Consider the following 17,433-nt stretch of genomic DNA (forward strand, 5'->3'; position numbering starts at 1 on the left):
GGACTCGCTTGTAGGGTTCGATCTCAAACAACGATGTTGACCAGTTTGTTGGGTACCACGATCACTTTCTTCGCGGGTTTGCTTTCCATGAACTTCTGTGCGGCTTCACTGGCCAAGGCGGTGGCTTCGATGTTGGCTTTGTCCGCATCGGCTGGCACCTCAATGCTGCCACGTAGTTTGCCGTTCACTTGCACCATCAAGGTAAGTTCTGAACGAACCAATGCTTTTTCATCCACTTCGGGCCAGGGAGCGTCGAGCAACTCACCGTGCGCAGCGCTGTAATTCAGGCTGCTCCAAATGTGGAAGGTGATGTGCGGCACAATCGGGTACAGCACGCGCAACAGAATGCTCAAGCCTTCGGACAGCATGGCATGGTCCGCAGGTGTGTTCGCTTCGCTTGCAAATGCATCCAGCGTGTTCAGCATTTTCATGCCTGCCGACACCACTGTGTTGTACTGGTGACGGTCATAGTCGAAGTTGGCCTGCTTCAGAATTTCATGCACATCGCGGCGGGTGTTTTGCGCGGCTTTGCTCAATTCCCCTGCATTCAATGAAGGCTGTGCCTTGATGTGTTCGTGCTGGTTCAATGCCAGTTGATACAAGCGCTTCAGGAAGCGGTGCGCACCTTCCACACCAGAATCACTCCACTCCAGGCTTTGCTCGGGCGGCGCTGCAAACATGGTGAACAGGCGGGCTGTGTCGGCACCGTACTGGTCGATCAAGGCTTGTGGGTCGATGCCGTTGTTTTTTGACTTCGCCATTTTCTCGACGCCACCAATGTGCACGGCAGCGCCAGTGCTGTTCAGTTTGGCTGAAGCCGGGCGGCCTTTGTCGTCGAATTCAACGGCCACATCGGCCGGGTTGATCCACGTTTTCTTGCCGTTGGCTTCCTCGGTGTAATAGGTGTCGTTCAGCACCATGCCTTGGGTTAGCAGGGCAGTGGCAGGTTCGCGGAATTTCACCAGCCCAAGGTCGTTCATGACCTTGGTCCAGAAGCGGCTGTACAGCAGGTGCAAAATGGCGTGTTCAATGCCGCCGATGTACTGGTCCATGGGCATCCAGTAGTCGCTGCGTTCGTCGGTCATGGTGGGCGCGTTGTTGCACACATAGCGCGTGAAGTACCAGCTTGAATCTACAAATGTGTCCATGGTGTCGGTTTCACGGCGCGCAGGCTTGCCGCACTTGGGGCAGGTGCATTCGTAAAATGCCGCGCTTTTGGCCAGCGGGTTGCCGCTGCCATCGGGTACCAAATCTTCGGGCAATATCACGGGCAAATCGCGTTCTGGTACAGGCACGTCGCCGCAGGTGTCGCAGTAAATCATGGGAATGGGAGTACCCCAATAGCGCTGGCGTGAAATGCCCCAATCGCGCAAGCGGAACTGGATACGCTTTTCGCCCAAGCCTTTTGCGGCCAGCAGTTCGGCTACGTTGTCCACGGCGTGTGAGTAATTCAGTCCGTCAAGCGGACCGCTTGCGGTGCAAACGCCACGTTCTTTGTCGCCGTACCATTCTGCCCATTCGACGTTGTTGAACACTTCGCCTTTCACGTTGATCACTTGTTTGATGGCAATGCCGTATTTCAAGGCAAATGCAAAGTCGCGTTCGTCGTGTGCGGGCACGCCCATCACGGCGCCATCGCCATAGCTCATCAACACATAATTGCCAACCCAAACCGGCACGCTTTCGCCGGTCAGCGGGTGCGTTACGGTCAAGCCCGTGGGCATGCCTTTCTTTTCCATGGTGGCCATGTCTGCTTCGGCCACACCGCCAGCTTTGCATTCGACAATGAATGCCTGAAGTTCAGGATTGTTCCCGGCGGCGAGCGCGGCCAGTGGATGTTCGGCGGCCACAGCGCAGAAGGTTACGCCCATAATGGTGTCGGCACGCGTGGTGAACACGTACATTTTGCCGTCTTGAACCAGCTTGCCTTCGGAATCCTTGATGTCATGTGGGAAGGCAAAGCGCACGCCGGTGGACTTGCCAATCCAGTTTTCCTGCATCACTTTGACGCGGTCAGGCCACTGCAATTCTTTCAAATCGTCGAGCAGCACATCGGCGTAATCGGTGATCGCCATGTAGTACATGGGAATGTCGCGCTTTTCAACCACAGCGCCCGAGCGCCAGCCTTTGCCGTCGATGACCTGTTCATTGGCCAGCACGGTTTGGTCAATCGGGTCCCAGTTCACGGTGCCTGTTTTCTTGTACACAATGCCTTTCTCAAGCATTTTCAAAAACAGCCACTGGTTCCACTTGTAGTAGTCGGGTTTGCAGGTGGCCACTTCTTTGGACCAGTCAATGGCCAAGCCCATCGATTCCATCTGCTTTTTCATGTAATCAATGTTGCTGTAGGTCCAGGCGGCGGGCGGTTTGCCGTTGGCCATTGCCGCATTTTCGGCGGGCATGCCGAATGCGTCCCAGCCCATGGGCATCAGGGTGTTGTAGCCCTTCATGCGTTTCTGGCGAATCATCACGTCGTTGATGGTGTAGTTGCGCACATGGCCCATGTGTAATTTGCCGCTGGGGTAGGGCAACATCGAAACACAGTAATACTTGGGCTTGAGCTTGCCGCTCGCGTCTTTCGCGAAAGCTTCGGCCGTGTAAGCGTTGGATTCTTTCCATTGGCCTTGAACGGCATTTTCAATGTCTTGGGCGGCGTATTTGTCGAACATGGTGTGTTGAAACTTGGGTGTGAATTTTGAATGCTGGCGGGGCCGTGCCCGGTGAGGCAGGCCAATCGGCCATTATATCGGGCTTTTTTCTTTTTACGTGATCAGTCGTGGTATACCCGGGCTCAACGCGTCAAAAGCGCGGTCTTCATGGCTGCAATCGTAGACCGGGCGTCATCATTGTCAGCCCATGGACCTTGTTTGCCTTCAATTTCGGTCAGCATGCCATCCAACATCTGGATGAGCGCGTTTTTGTCGGTGTCGGGCATGGGTTGTTGAAACACCCGGCTGATTTGTTCCCGAGTCAGAAATACGCGAGTTCGCCGGGTGCCGTCGCCCCATTGAACGGTCTCGGAAGCGCGTAAAAACAGTGGGATATTTTTCTCAAAGTAAGCCCGAGGATTGCCCAAGGCTTCGAGATCACGCTGATCGACCAATAAGGCAAGGCAATTCTGTCGCCAGGCGAACTCTGGCTCAGGGGGGCTGCGTTGTTCGTTTGTAGCCATCAGGTTGGAAACAAGCCACGGGCGCATTTCTTTATAAAAGTGTTTGCGCACCATTTCACGGGCAAATCCGTTGTCTTCCTGCTCAATTTTCAACCAGCCTTGAGCAAGCGCAACCAGGTTGTTGCGCTCAGTTTCCAACAATGCGGGTTTTAGCTTGATTGCGCCACTCACCAGGTATTGTTCTTCAGGTGCGGCCACTTTGTTGTGTTTTTTGTTGATTGCGCTGATTTCGAGTGCCACGCGCATGCCAAAGTCAGGGTCCAGGTCGGAAAATGTTTTTAGCGCCGTGTAGTGCTCGACCCATTTGTCGTTCCACACGCTGCGCCATTGGTCTCGGGCCAAATTGTGCAAGCCGCCCAAATGCTTTTCCCGTTCAAGAAAGGACCAGTCCTTAATCCACAAAAACCGGGCACGGTACGGGCCAAGCAACTGAGTCGCCTTTTCAAAAGAAGCATTTCGTGCTTCCCAATAAATTCTTGACCGAAGGGCTGTCCGGAGCAGCGACTGCAGTTCCTCGTTTTTGCCGGTGAGTTCCCCAAACTCGTTCGAGATTTTTTCAATCACGATGTCGCTTTGTTCTTTCAACTGTGCCTCGTCCAGAACAACTGATTTGACCCACGCCAGTGTGGTGGTCTGTGTGGAATTGTTCAGATCCGGTTTTGGGAGCTCCGTTGCCAACTGTGTGTGGTCAGTCACTGACAGTACAGCTTTTGTTTCCTGGTTACTTAAAACAGGCTTGGCGTAGCCGGTTGGTGTAGATGTCGCGTTCGGGTTGTGAATGAGCAGCAATGAGGTACCTGCCCCACCTATCAATGCGGCTGCACCCAGGCCTGCAATTTTTCCGTGCCGTTTCAAGAACCCTGGCAATGCGAACCTGTGACCTGAGCGTAGCGTGGTTGATTCCTGACCTTGAGCGGTGGCACGTCTTTTTTCGAACTCACCCCAAATTCGCTTGTGGTGCGGATCAGTCTGATCCATCACAAGTCGGTACAGTTCAATCTCCGGGGCGTGATCTCCCTTGGATCCAAATGAACCTGCATGCTCACAACGTACTTCTGACCGGTTCATCGACAGAAAAACAGCCTCGGTAAAGTATGTTTCATCGGGTTTGGTGGCCTTTTCTATTTTTGCGGCCACATTGACCGGGTCACCAAACACGTCGGTGTCGGTCACGGTGATTTCTCCACAATTGACACTGATTTTGATGTGGATCTGCCTGGGTTCAGGCACTCTCTGGTTGTGCAAGAAAAGGGTGTGTTGCAGGCAAAGTGCACAGTGAAGCGCATCGGTGGGGCTTTCGAATGTGAGAAGAAAAGCATCCCCGATCGGTTTGATGATCTTGCCTTCCCACAGGCGAATTACAGGGAGCAGCAATGAATTGTGGGTGCTCAACCGTTCCATCAGGTCTTTGCGGCTGGTTCTGCCAGTTTGTTCAGTGAAGCCGCAAATGTCGGTGAACATGACGGTAAGATTTTTATTGGTGTACTTCATGTGCTTAAGTCAGGCTCAACAAGGGCGTGATTATCCTGCCAAATCGCCGCTGATGGATATTTAAAGCTCGGGTCAAGGGCGCAATCACTGTTAAAATCAACAGCAAAACCAATTTTTGATGTGAGAAGCCGTGTCTTTACTTGATAGCCTGAACCCCGAACAACTGGCAGCCGTCACCTTGCCGCGTGAATCTGCGCTGATTCTTGCGGGCGCAGGCAGTGGCAAAACCAAAGTGCTGACCGCCAGAATCGCCTGGCTGATTCAAACCGGGCAGGCGGGCCCCAACGGGGTGCTTGCGGTCACGTTCACCAACAAGGCTTCCAAGGAAATGCTTCACCGCATTTCAACCATGTTGCCGATCAACACGCGTAGCATGTGGGTGGGCACCTTTCACGGTTTGTGCAACCGCATGTTGCGTGCGCACTGGAAAGAAGCAGGCTTGCCGCAGGCTTTTCAAATTCTGGACATGCAAGATCAGTTGTCCGCAATCAAGCGCATGTACAAGGTGCTGGGCATTGATGCTGAAAAGTTTCCGCCCAAGCAACTGAGCTATTTCATTGGTTCCGCGAAAGACCAAGGCCTGCGCCCGAAAGATGTGGAGGCGCACGATGAATACCACCGCATGATGGTTCGGCTTTACGAAGCCTATGAAGCCCAGTGCCAGCGCGAAGGCGTGGTGGATTTCGCAGAATTGCTGTTGCGTTCATTCGAATTGCTGGGGGCCAACCCCGCTCTGCGCGAACATTACCAGGCGCGGTTCAAATACATTTTGGTCGACGAGTTTCAAGATACCAACAGTTTGCAATACAACTGGCTGAAACGTTTGGCTGGGCCACAAGGGTGCATTTTTGCAGTGGGGGATGATGACCAGTCCATTTACGCATTCCGCGGTGCGCGTGTGGCCAACATGGCGCAGTTTGAAAACGATTTTGCAGTGCAAAACAGAATCAAGCTTGAGCAAAATTATCGGTCAGTTGGCAATGTGCTGAAAGCTGCCAACGTGCTGATTGCGCACAACAAAGGCCGTTTGGGCAAAGAATTGTGGACTGAGGAAGGCGAGGGCGAGGCCATTCGGGTGTATGAAGCCACCAGCGACCAGGACGAGGCTGCTTTCATCATCGACCGCATCAAAAAATTGGTGCTGGAAGAAGCGTATGGCCGGTCAGATATCGCAATTCTGTACCGGTCCAACGCGCAATCGCGTGTGGTGGAACAGGCCTTGTTCAATGCCGGCATGCCGTATCGCGTATATGGTGGCCTGCGCTTTTTTGAACGTGCTGAAATTAAACATGCACTGGCCTACTTGCGCTTGATGGACAACGCCGACGACGACAATTCATTTTCCCGTGTTGTGAACTTTCCCGCCCGTGGCATTGGCGCACGCAGCGTGGAGCAGTTGCAAGACATATCCACGGCACAGGGCACATCGCTGTACCGTGCCATACACCGCATGGAAGGTCGGGCGCAGGCAGGCTTGAAAAAGTTTGCCGATTTGATCGAGCGCATGCGTTTTGAAACCCGCGGTTTAAGCCTTGCAGATTTGGTCGACAAGGTGATCAATGAATCGGGTTTGGTGGCGCATTTTCAGGCCGACAAAGACGGTGAAGACCGGGTCGAGAACTTGAAAGAACTTGTCAACGCTGCGGCATCGTTTGCAATTGCAGAAGGTTATTATCAGGATGCTGCCGCCACTATGGTGGATGAAGAAAAGTTGATCACGCCGTTGGCTGATTTCCTTTCCCATGCATCACTGGAAGCAGGCGACAACGCAGCAGCTGCCGGGCAAGAAGCCATTCAGCTAATGACAGCGCATTCGGCCAAGGGGCTTGAATTCAAGTGCGTGTTTGTAACTGGCCTTGAAGAAGGCCTGTTTCCGCATGAAAACAGCATTGGCAATTCTGTGGAAGGGGGCGATGGCACCAGCGTGGAGGCAGTGGAAGAAGAACGCCGCCTGATGTACGTGGCCATAACCCGTGCGCGCGAACAACTGTTTTTAAGCCATGCGCAGCAGCGCATGCTGCACGGGCAAATTCGTTACCACTTGCGTTCACGGTTTCTGGATGAATTGCCCGAGGAAGTGCTGAAGTGGCTGACCCCCAAGCGTGCCCACATTGCAAGTCAGGGTTGGGATGCGCTTGATTCCAAAGTTTGGGGTCAGAACAAAACCCTGAATGTGGGCTACAGCAACAAAACTGCAAAGCGCCCTTACGACATTGGCACCGGAGTGGCGCATGCCAAATTTGGCAATGGCGTGGTGGTGGCTTATGAAGGCGAGGGTGACGACCAAAGAATTCAAATCAACTTTGGCCGACAGGGGATGAAGTGGCTCATGCTGAGTTTGGCGAAGCTTGAGCGAAGCTGATTGCAATTGTCAACCTCTTCAACGAACCTGCGCCAGTCAATCCTGTGGGTCGTGCTCAAACACCGCTTGGTAGGTGGGGTAAAAAGTGCACAAAGAAACCGCCATCACCAGTGCCACACACATCATGTTCAGTGCGCTGACAAACACAGCGGGCAAACCGAGCATGGTAAAAATGACCAAAAATACGGATGAGAAACCCAGGCCCAGCACCAGCCAGCCCATGCCATAGATGAAAAAGCTGGCCTTGTTGCGCCACACCGCGACCCAGCTTGAGAACAGGGCCTGCACAGGTTTCATGTTGTGCCACACCACCAGCACTGGTGCAAACCAGAATGCCAGCAACATCGGGATACTGGTGATGCCCACAAACACCATGTACAGCACCATGTATTCCATAAAGGCTGCGCTTGCTGCCGGGTCAGCTTTTTGAAGGTCTTCAATGGACACATTGGGTTGTGCACCCAGCAACAGGTGTGCCAACAGCTTGATCACGGCAAAGCACGCGGTGTAAATGGCACCCAGTACAATCAGCGACTGCAGGTGTTTTCTGTTTTCCGGGCTGAATCCGTTGAAAAGCACAATCGGGCTGACCCGCAAGCCCTTTTGCCCCATGCGCCCGGCCAGCATAATGCCGAATCCCATGGCGGGTGATGCCATGGCCACAACTGCCGCACCCAGAAACGGGATCAATAGCCCCACGAACAGGATAATGAACAGGTAGGTGTTGCCGAACAAAAACATCTCGCCCGGCTTGCTGCGAAAAAGCTGTACGCCCTGCATTAGCCAGTCCCAACCAGCGCTGGGTGGGCAAGTGTGTACGTAATTGGCCAATTGAAAAGTCCTTAATTCGGTTGCACTGCAAATGGAATACCCTGGCGACGCGCCAACAGTACTCGCTCAAAATGTTGCGGGTCTTTCACGTTCAAAACTTCGGCTTCGCGGGGCATGTAAAAGTCGTAAAGGCGAGAGGCCCAGAATCGCAGTGCCGCGGCGCGAAGCATGTCTTGCCACAGTTCACACTCATGGATGGTCAGCGGGCGAACTTCCTGGTAACCGGTCAGCAAGGCCTCCAGCTGCTCCTCTTTCAATTCGCCACTGTTCGGGTGGATACACCAGTCGTTGGCAGTCACTGCCAAATCAAACAGAAAGGTGTCCACCCCTGCAAAGTAAAAATCGATGACACCACCCAGCGCGTCGCCCTGCATCAATGCGTTGTCGCGAAACAGATCAGCATGCACAGCACCTTTGGCCAGCGTTTTGTAGGCATTGCTTGCAAGCACGGTTTTTTGGTGGCTCACTTCGCTGTGCAGCAGCGTACCCACAGCGTCGGGCAAATGGTCGTCCAGTTCATTCATGGCCTTCTCGATCCAGGCCAATCCACGCGGGTTGGGAGTGTTGCCTGCAAAGTCGGCCACCGCCAGGTGGGCTTGCGCACTGAACTTGCCAATAGAATGGCACTGGGCGGCATTGGGATGATCCACCGATTTCCCGCTCAGGCACGTCACCAGCGTGGCTGGCTTGCCGTGCAGCACATTGAACAGCTCGCCCGCGGCATTGGCGATTGGGCCTGGAACCGCCAGACCCTTTTTTGCCAGGTGTTCCATCAAGCCCAGGTAAAACGGCAGGTCTTCTGCGCGCAGTTTTTCGAACAGTGTAAGCACAAACCGGCCCGTGCTGGTGTTCACGAAGTAATTGGTGTTCTCGATGCCCGACTCAATTCCTTCGAATGAAAGCAGCTCACCGCACTTGCGACCTTTCAGCCACGGTTGCAGTTCATCTTGTGTAATGCGCGTAAAAACAGCCATTCAATATCCTGAGAAGGTCACACCACCAGTAAAGCACCCGGATTTTACCTGTGTTTGGCCCCGCTTTATAAGTCCAGCAGCTTCTCTGTTTCACTCTCTGACGGGTTGAAGGTGCGTTTTTCGTAGAAACGGAAAATACATTCCAAAACCTCTTCTGGTGTTTCAACCACTTCAAACAGGTTCATGTCGCTGGGGCTGATCATGCCTTCACCCAGCAAGTGGCTTTTTACCCAGTCAATCAGGCCAGCCCAAAACGTCGAACCCACCAGAATGATCGGTATGCGCCTGCCCTTGTTGGTTTGAATCAATGTCAGTGCTTCAAACATTTCATCGAGCGTTCCAAATCCCCCGGGCATTACCACGTAGGCACTGGCGTACTTGGCAAATGCCACTTTGCGCGCAAAAAAGTGCCGAAAGGTCAGTGAAATGTCTTGAAAGGAGTTGCCGCTTTGCTCAAAGGGCAGCTCAATGTTCAGGCCCACGCTGGGCGATTCACCAGCGTGTGCGCCTTTGTTTGCCGCTTCCATGATGCCGGGCCCGCCGCCGCTGATCACCGCGAAACCGGAATCAGAAAGGGCGCGGGCGATCTTTTCTGTCAGCGCGTAGTAGGGGTGGTCCACCGGAGTTCTGGCGCTGCCAAAAATAGACACCGAAGGGCGAATTGCCGACAGCTTCTCGGTCGCCTCAATGAACTCTGCCATAATTCCCAACACATGCCACGACTCCCGGGCTTTCACCGCGGTGGACTGTTCCTTGGAGGGCAGGTGGCGCAATGTTGGAATATTCTTATTTTTGGTTGTCATATGAAGCGATTACTCCTGGTTGATGGGTCGAGCTACCTGTACCGTGCCTTTCACGCCATGCCCGATCTGCGAAACCGCGCAGGCGAGCCCACTGGGGCCATATACGGCATGGTCAACATGCTTCGACGCCTGCGAGCAGATTACAACACCGACGATGTAAGCTCCAATTGTATCGCCTGCGTGTTCGATGCGCCGGGCAAAACCTTTCGCGACGACATTTACCCCGAATACAAAGCCAACAGGGCCAGCATGCCGGAAGATCTGGCCGCGCAAATCCCCCACATTCACGACGTGACCCGGGCCATGGGCTGGCCCATTGTGATGGAGCCCGGTATTGAGGCAGACGATGTGATTGGCACCCTGGCGCAAGTGGCGCTTGAACAGGGCTTCGATGAAGTGATAGTGTCCACGGGCGACAAAGACATGGCCCAGCTGGTGAACGACAAGGTTCGTTTGGTGGACACCATGAAAAACGCGGTGATGACCCGGGACGCCGTGTTTGAGAAGTTTGGCGTGTACCCCGAGCAAATTATTGATTACCTGACCTTGGTGGGCGACACCGTGGACAACGTGCCCGGTGTGGAAAAGGTTGGCCCGAAAACTGCGGCCAAGTGGCTGGCAGAATACAAAACGCTGGACGGCGTGGTGGCCAATGCCGACAAAATTGGCGGCAAAGTGGGTGAGAACCTGCAAAAAGCGCTGGATTGGCTGCCCACCGGCAAATCGCTGGTTACCATCAAAATTGATTGTGAGTTCGAGTTGCGCCGCCACATTGAGGAACAGCTCAAGGCAAACGCTGAAAACAAAGAAGCGTTAAAGCAGCTGTTTCAACGTTTTGAGTTCAAAACATGGTTCCGCGCCTTAGGCGGCGTGGCAGAGGATGAATCTGTAGCCAAACCGAAAGTGGAAGGCCCGCCCGATGGCAGCTCCATGAGCCTGTTTGATGCACCCACGCAAGCCGTTGATTCCATTGAAACCATCTGCGTACAAACGCAAGCGCAACTAGATGCTTTGTTACTTGAACTGAAAGCCGCTGCCGCCAGCAAAACACCTGTGGCCTTCGACACCGAAACCGATTCACTGGAGCCCATGAACGCTCGAATTGTGGGTCTTTCATTCGCCACAAAGCCGGGTGTCGGTTATTACATTCCACTGACCCATCAAGACTTGACTGCTGAGCCGCAACTGCCGTTGGCGGAAATTTTGGCGTTTTTAAAGCCCTGGTTTGAAGACACCGATTCACCGAAAATTGCACAGAATGCCAAATACGATTTCCATGTGATGGCCAATCACGATGTATGGGTAAAAGGCCTGTTCGAGGACACCATGCTGGCCAGCTACATTCTGGAAGCGCACAAGCCGCACGGCATGGACGCCTTGGCACTGCGCTGGTTGAATTACAACACCATCAAGTATGAAGAGGTAGCGGGCAAGGGTGCGAATCAAATTACCTTTGACCAAGTGCCTATTGACACCGCCACCAGGTACGCGGCTGAAGACGCCGAGGTGACCTTGCGCCTTGCCCACGCCTTGAAAGCCGAGCTGGACAAGGTGCCCGAACTGGCCAAGCTGTACCGCGACGTTGAACTGCCTTTCGGGCAAGTGTTGTTCGAGGTTGAGCGCAACGGCGTGTTGATTGATTCAAACAAGCTTGATGCCCAAAGCGCTGAAATTGCAGACAAATTGAAACTGATTGAAGAGCAGGCTTTTGAATTGGCGGGGGGCAGTTTTAACCTGAATTCACCCAAGCAAATTGGCGAATTGTTGTTCGACAAGCTGGGTTTGCCCGTGGTGAAAAAAACAGCCAGCGGCGCGCCTTCCACCGATGAAGAAGTGCTCAGCAAACTGGCAGAAGACTACCCGCTGCCCGCTAAGTTGCTGGAACATCGTTCACTGGCCAAACTGAAAAGCACCTACACCGACAAGCTGCCCCGCATGGTGAATGCAAGCACTGGGCGTGTTCACACCAATTACGCGCAAGCCGTGGCTGTAACTGGCCGTCTGGCCAGCAACGATCCGAATTTGCAAAATATTCCGGTGCGCACCGCCGAAGGTCGCCGCGTTCGGGAAGCCTTTGTTGCTGCGCCAGGTTGCGTGTTGGTGTCGGCCGATTATTCGCAAATTGAGTTGCGAATCATGGCGCATATTTCAGGTGATGAGGCGCTGATACATGCCTTCAGCGAAGGGTTGGATATTCACAGTGCCACCGCGTCTGAAATTTTCGGCGTGGGTCTGGGTGAGGTGACATCGGATCATCGCCGCACCGCCAAGGTCATCAACTTTGGCCTTATTTATGGCATGAGCGCATTTGGTTTAGCCGGCAACCTGGGCATTACCCGTGAAGCTGCCAAACTGTACATCGACCGATATTTTGCGCGCTACCCAGGTGTGGCCAAGTTCATGGACAATGTGCGCGCACAGGCCAGGGAAGACGGCTACGTGCAAACCGTGTTTGGTCGCAGGCTGTGGCTACCCGAGATTAAAAGCCCCAACGGACCGCGCCGCGCAGGTGCTGAACGTGCGGCCATTAACGCGCCGATGCAGGGCACATCAGCAGACCTGATCAAGATGGCCATGGTGGAATTGTCCGCATGGTTGAAGGCCGAACAATTGCAAACCAAAATGATCATGCAGGTACACGATGAAGTTATTTTCGAAGTACCCAAGGGTGAACTCGAATTGATTCAAAAGCGTGTGCCTGAAATCATGACGCAAGTGGCCAAGTTGCGTGTTCCACTGGAAGTGGGCTGTGGCGTGGGCAACAACTGGGAAGAAGCACATTAAATTTCAGGAGCACTGTATGGGCGACATCAAAAAGACAGAACACCAAGAACACCTTGAAGCCTTGACGGGGGGTGGAAAATTGCCGATGAACCGCCGCACCCTGCTGAAAGGTTTCACCGTGGGTGGCTTTGCTGCTGCGGCTTCGCCTGTATTGGCCCAAGCCATCACCACGCCAGGCGACGGCCTTGAGGAAGGGCGTGTGTTGGTGGACGTGGGTGACGACGACATGTTTGCTTACCGCGCCTATCCAAAAGGCAAAAAGAATGCACCAGTTATTTTGGTCGTGCCTGAAATTTTCGGTGTGCATGCGTATCTCGAAGACGTGTGCCGACGTTTTGCCCAAGCCGGTTTTTATGCATTGGCCCCGGAAATTTTCTTTCGCCATTCCGAGCCCGGGCAGTACGCCACGGTGGCCGCCATTTTGGAAAACGTGATTTCAAAAATGGACGACAAGCAGGTGATGGCTGACCTGGACAAGTGCGTTGAATTTGCAGGCACTGAAGGGGTAGATATTGGAAAACTCGCTGTAACGGGGTTTTGCTGGGGTGGGCGGATCACTTGGCTGTACGCAGCACACCAGCCCGCCGTGAAAGCAGGTGTGGCCTGGTATGGTCGTTTGGTGGGTGCAACCACTGAATTAACGCCCCGACACCCGGTGGACGTGGCGGCCCAGTTAAAAGCCCCTGTGTTGGGTTTGTACGGTGCCAAAGACAGCTCCATTGCGCTGGACACTGTTGAGCAAATGCGAAAAGCACTGGCTGGTGCCAAAGGCAACCCCAATGCCAAAGCCAGCAGCATCACCGTGTTTGAGAATGCCGAGCATGGTTTCCACGCTGATTATCGCCCCACCTACAATTCCGCTGCAGCGAAACAGGCGTACAATCAGGCGCTTGAGTTCTTGCGGGGCAAGAACCTGATTTAATCTCGGACCCAATCAATCGTGCAATCCAGTTTACCTCTTGTTCTCCTGGCCGCTGCCTTGGGCACGGCCTTGGCAATTTTTGCCTCAGCTTTGTTGACATCTAAAGCGATTGTCAAATCCCTTGAGCCGATGGTGAGCGCGTCAACTGGTGTATTGCTAGGTACGGCATTGTTACACCTGTTACCCGAGGCGCTGGACCGTGGGATGGACCACCATAACCTGTTTACATGGTTGTTGGCTGGCTTGCTGTTTTTCTTTGTGCTGGAAAAGTTTTCGATTTTTCGCCATAGCCACCACCACGAGCACGATGGGCACGATCACCATCACGGTTTTGATAAAAAGGCCGCAGGGCGCGGTGGTTTCCTGATCGTTGTCGGGGATTCGATCCATAACTTTGCCGACGGTTTGTTGATTGCAAGCGCGTTTTTGGTCGACGAGAAGTTGGGTATGCTGACCACGTTGTCTATTGTATTGCATGAAATCCCGCAGCAAACAGGCGATTTTCTGGTGCTGGTCAATGCAGGTCTTTCACGTGCCAAGGCGTTGAAACTGATGGCTATCGCTGGCTTGGCTGCGGTTGCTGGTGCCGGGATTGGCTACACCTTGTTTTCGCAGGTTGAAGACTTGTTGCCGATTGCACTGGTTTTGGCCTCAGCCAGTTTTTTGTATGTGGCCGTGGCCGACCTTATTCCGCAAATGCAGCAGCGTTTGGCGCTAAAGGAAAGTGCTTTGCAACTTGCTTATATCACCGGTGGGGTGGTGCTGGTGGCTTATCTTGCCAGTATCCTCCACCATCAGCACTGATATTCCAGGCTTTGGCAATACACGCTGCGGTCTCCAATTGATCACGCAAGTCTTTTGGGGTCAATGCGCCGAGTCTTGATCTAAGGCAAATGACAGCATGGCCATTGACTGGAGACAGCCCAAAGCAAACGTTGTAATCCACATAAAAATCCAGGTTGGCTGACAGCAGGGCTCGTTGGTCTTCTTCTTGCAGTTTTTCTGACAACGGACCCAGATCTCCACAAATGTAAATTTCGTCCGGATTGCTTTCTTGGTCGTAAACAAAAGAAAACAAAACATCGTCCACGCAGACAGGCGCACCGTCAATCACTTTTCCCGGCTGCGTCAAGCCCGTTAACGCACTGTAGTCCATGATGAGTTTGTAAAAGTTATCTTTTGACATGAGCCATTTTCCAGAGAGGAGGGTGTTTTACCACGCTCTCGTTCGACAGGGTTTTCTGGTCTTTTAACAGCGAAAGCGTTCGCCATTGTGCAACCTCTTTTACCAGGCCAAAAACAATATCATCAAGCGTTTTTGCATTTGTTTCTCTGAGGGGCAAATTGATCAGGGCGACAACCCTGATCATGTCCGGGCACAAAGCAAAAACCGGTTTGCGCTGACGATAGCGGAGAAAGTTATCAGTCAACAAGCGCGCAACGAACTGTTTGTTGTCTTCGCCTTCAAGATCGCATACCTCGCACCTTATGTACAAACGATCCCAAGCAATTTCTGGGTCATGGTAAAACGTAAAGTCAATTCCCTCGATAGAGAAAGAATCATTGCGTGCGGAATCCTGGTTGCCGTTTTTAGCCAAAAGCACCTCGTGGTACTTTTTTAGCAATATTTGATGAGCGGGAGGTGTCATACGTTGGGTTTAATCTGGAATGTGTGGTGTCCTCTTTTTCCCAGTATTCCAATAAAAAGATTACCGATCGTCAGGGTAATATTTGCCGTTGCTTTATCTACTTTGCCATATAGAAGCGCCTCAAATTCTTCTTTGCTCATTGTGGCGGACTTGCCTTGTGCGGCTTGGGAAATTACTTTTTCGTCAATTAAATCAAGCGCCTTCTCTACCTTGTCGCCATGCTTGGACATTGCGTCCAGGCGAACCAGATTTTCCATACCCGGCATCAACGGGGTGAAAACGGCTTCCACCCATTTTTTGGGTGCTATATATCCCAGCAAACTGAATATGGATGTCAGTGGTGCCAAGGTAAACGCTTTTGTTGCTGGCCCGGTGCCCGAGAGAAGCATCAACTGTTTTGTTGCCAAATCACTGCAATGCTCATTCAGTTTTGTTGGGCTGTTCTTGATGGCATCGGGCACTTCCATGGTTCCATCGTGAATCTGTTTTTTGTAGCCCATGGACAAATCTGCATGGTTTGCCGCGAAATTAATGGCAATCCCCAATGACGTACCTACAATTGCGGGAATGCCAATAGCTGCACGAAAGGCTGGGTTCAGGTTGAGTGCACCAATTCCCAGGGTGTAGCCTGTTGTACACAGATTGCCAAAAATAGTGCCCAAGACCGCAGAGCGAAGCGCGGTGGCGACTGCCGGGCCTGCTTCTCCCTCTGCGCTGCGCAATCCCAGCGCCAGTTTGACGAACTCCAGCGCTTTGGCAGAGTCACTTTCCGGTGGCGTTTCGTTAAACACGGACTGATAGTCCACATTTTCAATTCCCAGCGTTTCAAGCAATGATTGAACTTCAGGCCAAGCCCCCGCAAGGTTATCGGCCGCATCAACCCCAAGAAAGAAAGCCTGCATAAGGACAGTTTTCAAAACGCCATATTTGTCAGGAATATAGTTTTTTCCTATGTCTATTACCAAACCTGCAATTGTAGGCACTGCAAGATTCCGGGCGGTTTCGCTCAATGAGGTGCCTTCCAGGCACATTGTTGGCAGCAATAGGCGAGCCACCATGGTTCTTTTCAGTGATTTGCCAGTTTCAGTGTCGGGGTGGTTAAACTGCTGGCGCAGTTTTTCCGAAGCTTCTGGCATGTTGGTACAGGAGGCATTAAATATGTCTGCGTTGTCAATAAGGGCAATGATGTCCTTGTGTACAAGATCGTAATTTCCGCAAATAATGTTTTCCAGGGTTTGAATGAAAGGGGCCACTTTCAGATCAATTTCTTTGCTGTCTTCCGTTAAGGCACCGGGTTGTGATACTTCCACCTTGGTGTTTACAATCAGCCGTTCCCGAAAGGGTTTTAGAATCTGCTCTTTAAACGTATCCTTGTTGCCCGACATTCTGATGACAATCGGTGTATTGGGTTCGCAGCCCGATGCGTCTACTTTTGTTGCTGTGAGCAAATTGTCAAGAACCCCTTGTTTTTTTGTGTCAGGTTTGTCTTGGTTCGGGTTGATGACGCCATAAATAACGGGTTCATCGAACTCCAGTTCCTTGCCCTTCGACATCCATTTCGCAAGCGTGTGATCAAGCAACTTGTCGTTGTTGGAAGGATTTTCCTTTATTTTTGCGGATATTTTGCCCAACAGGTTTCCTGTTGCCAGCAAGTTCTTTGTACTTTGTTCTAGTGTCAGCCCGATTGTTTCGTTGCTGGTGTTCTTTGTCAGTAAGTCCTGCAGTTGTGTGTGCAAAGAATCAATGGCTCGCAAGGTTGTATTGAGTTCAGGCTTTGATGCCACAGGCAAACACAGTGCTGCCATGATTCGACCCATGGTGGCGTTTTCCAGCACGGTTGCCAGCGATGGGCAACGGTTGAGCAATTGCACCAATTTTGTTTGAACTCCAAATGTGTCCATTCCCACTGTTTGGGAGCCTAGGGCTTTGGCAAGTTTCTCGGCTTTTGCAGATACCCACTCAAAATGTTTGTCTGTCTGGTCTTCGGTCAGTCGATCAAGCCTGGTGGAATAGGGCCTAAACATTAATTTGTACATTTGTTGCTCAAAGCCAGCAAGTCTTTGACTGCTTCCATCCAATTTATGACCGATGGCAATGTTCATTGGATTTTGTTGGAGGATCCTATCGTCTTGGGCAAGAATCTCTTTTGCCAGTTCAATATAAGCCAAGTCTTTGGCATTGCTTGAGGAGGCGAGGATGCCGGGTTGTTGCCCTTGCAGATTTCTGAAGGGCGCGTTGAATGAATGGCCAACCGTAGTCCTTACGTCGGGATGATCGCTTGTGGTGATTTGTGTCAGAAGGGGGGTGTGTTCATCTATGCAAGATGAACTGGAGGCAGTAATCGCTGGTAGCACTTTAATTTCTCTATGGTAAGGGATGGCTGTAAAACCAAAAGTGCATTAAGTGGCTTTTGCGGGAGTAAAGTTCCTCGGCTCGATGCGAAAA

At 52.4% G+C, this 17,433-nt stretch carries 12 protein-coding genes; 4 read left to right on the forward strand and 8 right to left on the reverse strand.

From position 1 onward, the window contains the following. Window positions 1-23: 23 nt before the first annotated feature. Window positions 24-2,669 (reverse strand): leucine--tRNA ligase, encoded by a 2,646-nt coding sequence (leuS, locus tag V7028_RS10780; protein ID WP_334120087.1) that lies wholly within the window; start codon window positions 2,667-2,669, stop codon window positions 24-26. 122 nt (window positions 2,670-2,791) lie between these two features. Next, window positions 2,792-4,663: an adenylate/guanylate cyclase domain-containing protein gene (locus V7028_RS10785; protein ID WP_334120088.1), complete on the reverse strand. Its 1,872-nt coding sequence runs from the start codon at window positions 4,661-4,663 to the stop codon at window positions 2,792-2,794. Window positions 4,664-4,793: 130 nt separating this feature from the next. On the opposite strand from V7028_RS10785, the gene V7028_RS10790 reads away from it, so the two are divergent. Further along, window positions 4,794-7,025, forward strand: a complete 2,232-nt coding sequence (locus V7028_RS10790; protein WP_334120089.1) for a UvrD-helicase domain-containing protein — start codon at window positions 4,794-4,796, stop codon at window positions 7,023-7,025. Window positions 7,026-7,061: 36 nt separating this feature from the next. On the opposite strand, the gene V7028_RS10795 is transcribed toward V7028_RS10790, so the two are convergent. The 3 genes from V7028_RS10795 to V7028_RS10805 form a co-directional block, all read right to left on the reverse strand. Further along, window positions 7,062-7,856 (reverse strand): BPSS1780 family membrane protein, encoded by a 795-nt coding sequence (locus V7028_RS10795; protein ID WP_334120090.1) that lies wholly within the window; start codon window positions 7,854-7,856, stop codon window positions 7,062-7,064. Window positions 7,857-7,867: 11 nt separating this feature from the next. After that, window positions 7,868-8,830, reverse strand: coding sequence for a homoserine kinase (locus V7028_RS10800; RefSeq protein WP_334120091.1), 963 nt, complete (start codon window positions 8,828-8,830; stop codon window positions 7,868-7,870). 65 nt (window positions 8,831-8,895) lie between these two features. Further along, window positions 8,896-9,633: a TIGR00730 family Rossman fold protein gene (locus V7028_RS10805; RefSeq protein WP_334120092.1), complete on the reverse strand. Its 738-nt coding sequence runs from the start codon at window positions 9,631-9,633 to the stop codon at window positions 8,896-8,898. Here V7028_RS10805 and polA point away from each other — a divergent pair, their 5' ends adjacent. From polA to V7028_RS10820, 3 genes are all read left to right on the forward strand, one after another. After that, window positions 9,634-12,417: a DNA polymerase I gene (polA, locus tag V7028_RS10810; protein WP_334120093.1), complete on the forward strand. Its 2,784-nt coding sequence runs from the start codon at window positions 9,634-9,636 to the stop codon at window positions 12,415-12,417. 16 nt (window positions 12,418-12,433) lie between these two features. Beyond that, complete coding sequence (locus V7028_RS10815) at window positions 12,434-13,339, forward strand: dienelactone hydrolase family protein (RefSeq protein WP_334120094.1); 906 nt, start codon at window positions 12,434-12,436, stop codon at window positions 13,337-13,339. 204 nt (window positions 13,340-13,543) lie between these two features. Then, entirely contained in the window at window positions 13,544-14,143 is a 600-nt protein-coding gene (locus tag V7028_RS10820; protein ID WP_334120095.1) for a ZIP family metal transporter, read from the forward strand. Here V7028_RS10820 and V7028_RS10825 read toward each other — a convergent pair. From V7028_RS10825 to V7028_RS10835, 3 genes are read right to left on the reverse strand one after another with little or no spacing between them, the layout of a single operon-like run. Beyond that, complete coding sequence (locus V7028_RS10825; RefSeq protein WP_334120096.1) at window positions 14,085-14,525, reverse strand: CesT family type III secretion system chaperone; 441 nt, start codon at window positions 14,523-14,525, stop codon at window positions 14,085-14,087. The two genes, V7028_RS10820 and V7028_RS10825, sit on opposite strands and share 59 nt — an antisense overlap. After that, the gene (locus V7028_RS10830) at window positions 14,512-14,937 is read right to left on the reverse strand and encodes a CesT family type III secretion system chaperone (protein WP_334120097.1); all 426 of its coding nucleotides are present in this window, start codon (window positions 14,935-14,937) and stop codon (window positions 14,512-14,514) included. The genes V7028_RS10825 and V7028_RS10830 overlap by 14 nt, the downstream gene beginning before the upstream one ends. Window positions 14,938-14,984: 47 nt before the next feature. Continuing rightward, window positions 14,985-17,342, reverse strand: coding sequence for a hypothetical protein (locus V7028_RS10835; protein WP_334120098.1), 2,358 nt, complete (start codon window positions 17,340-17,342; stop codon window positions 14,985-14,987). Window positions 17,343-17,433: the final 91 nt, after the last annotated feature.

Origin of the sequence: Limnobacter sp. (assembly GCF_036846585.1) — a bacterium.
Taxonomy (GTDB): Bacteria; Pseudomonadota; Gammaproteobacteria; order Burkholderiales; family Burkholderiaceae_B; genus Limnobacter.

Coding starts and splice junctions, on each gene's coding strand:
- leuS (WP_334120087.1), bottom strand. CDS start 2,669: ATGTTCGACAAATACGCCGCCCAAGACATTGAAAATGCCGTTCAAGGC.
- polA (WP_334120093.1), top strand. CDS start 9,634: ATGAAGCGATTACTCCTGGTTGATGGGTCGAGCTACCTGTACCGTGCC.
- V7028_RS10785 (WP_334120088.1), bottom strand. CDS start 4,663: ATGAAGTACACCAATAAAAATCTTACCGTCATGTTCACCGACATTTGC.
- V7028_RS10825 (WP_334120096.1), bottom strand. CDS start 14,525: ATGTCAAAAGATAACTTTTACAAACTCATCATGGACTACAGTGCGTTA.
- V7028_RS10800 (WP_334120091.1), bottom strand. CDS start 8,830: ATGGCTGTTTTTACGCGCATTACACAAGATGAACTGCAACCGTGGCTG.
- V7028_RS10815 (WP_334120094.1), top strand. CDS start 12,434: ATGGGCGACATCAAAAAGACAGAACACCAAGAACACCTTGAAGCCTTG.
- V7028_RS10820 (WP_334120095.1), top strand. CDS start 13,544: ATGGACCACCATAACCTGTTTACATGGTTGTTGGCTGGCTTGCTGTTT.
- V7028_RS10805 (WP_334120092.1), bottom strand. CDS start 9,633: ATGACAACCAAAAATAAGAATATTCCAACATTGCGCCACCTGCCCTCC.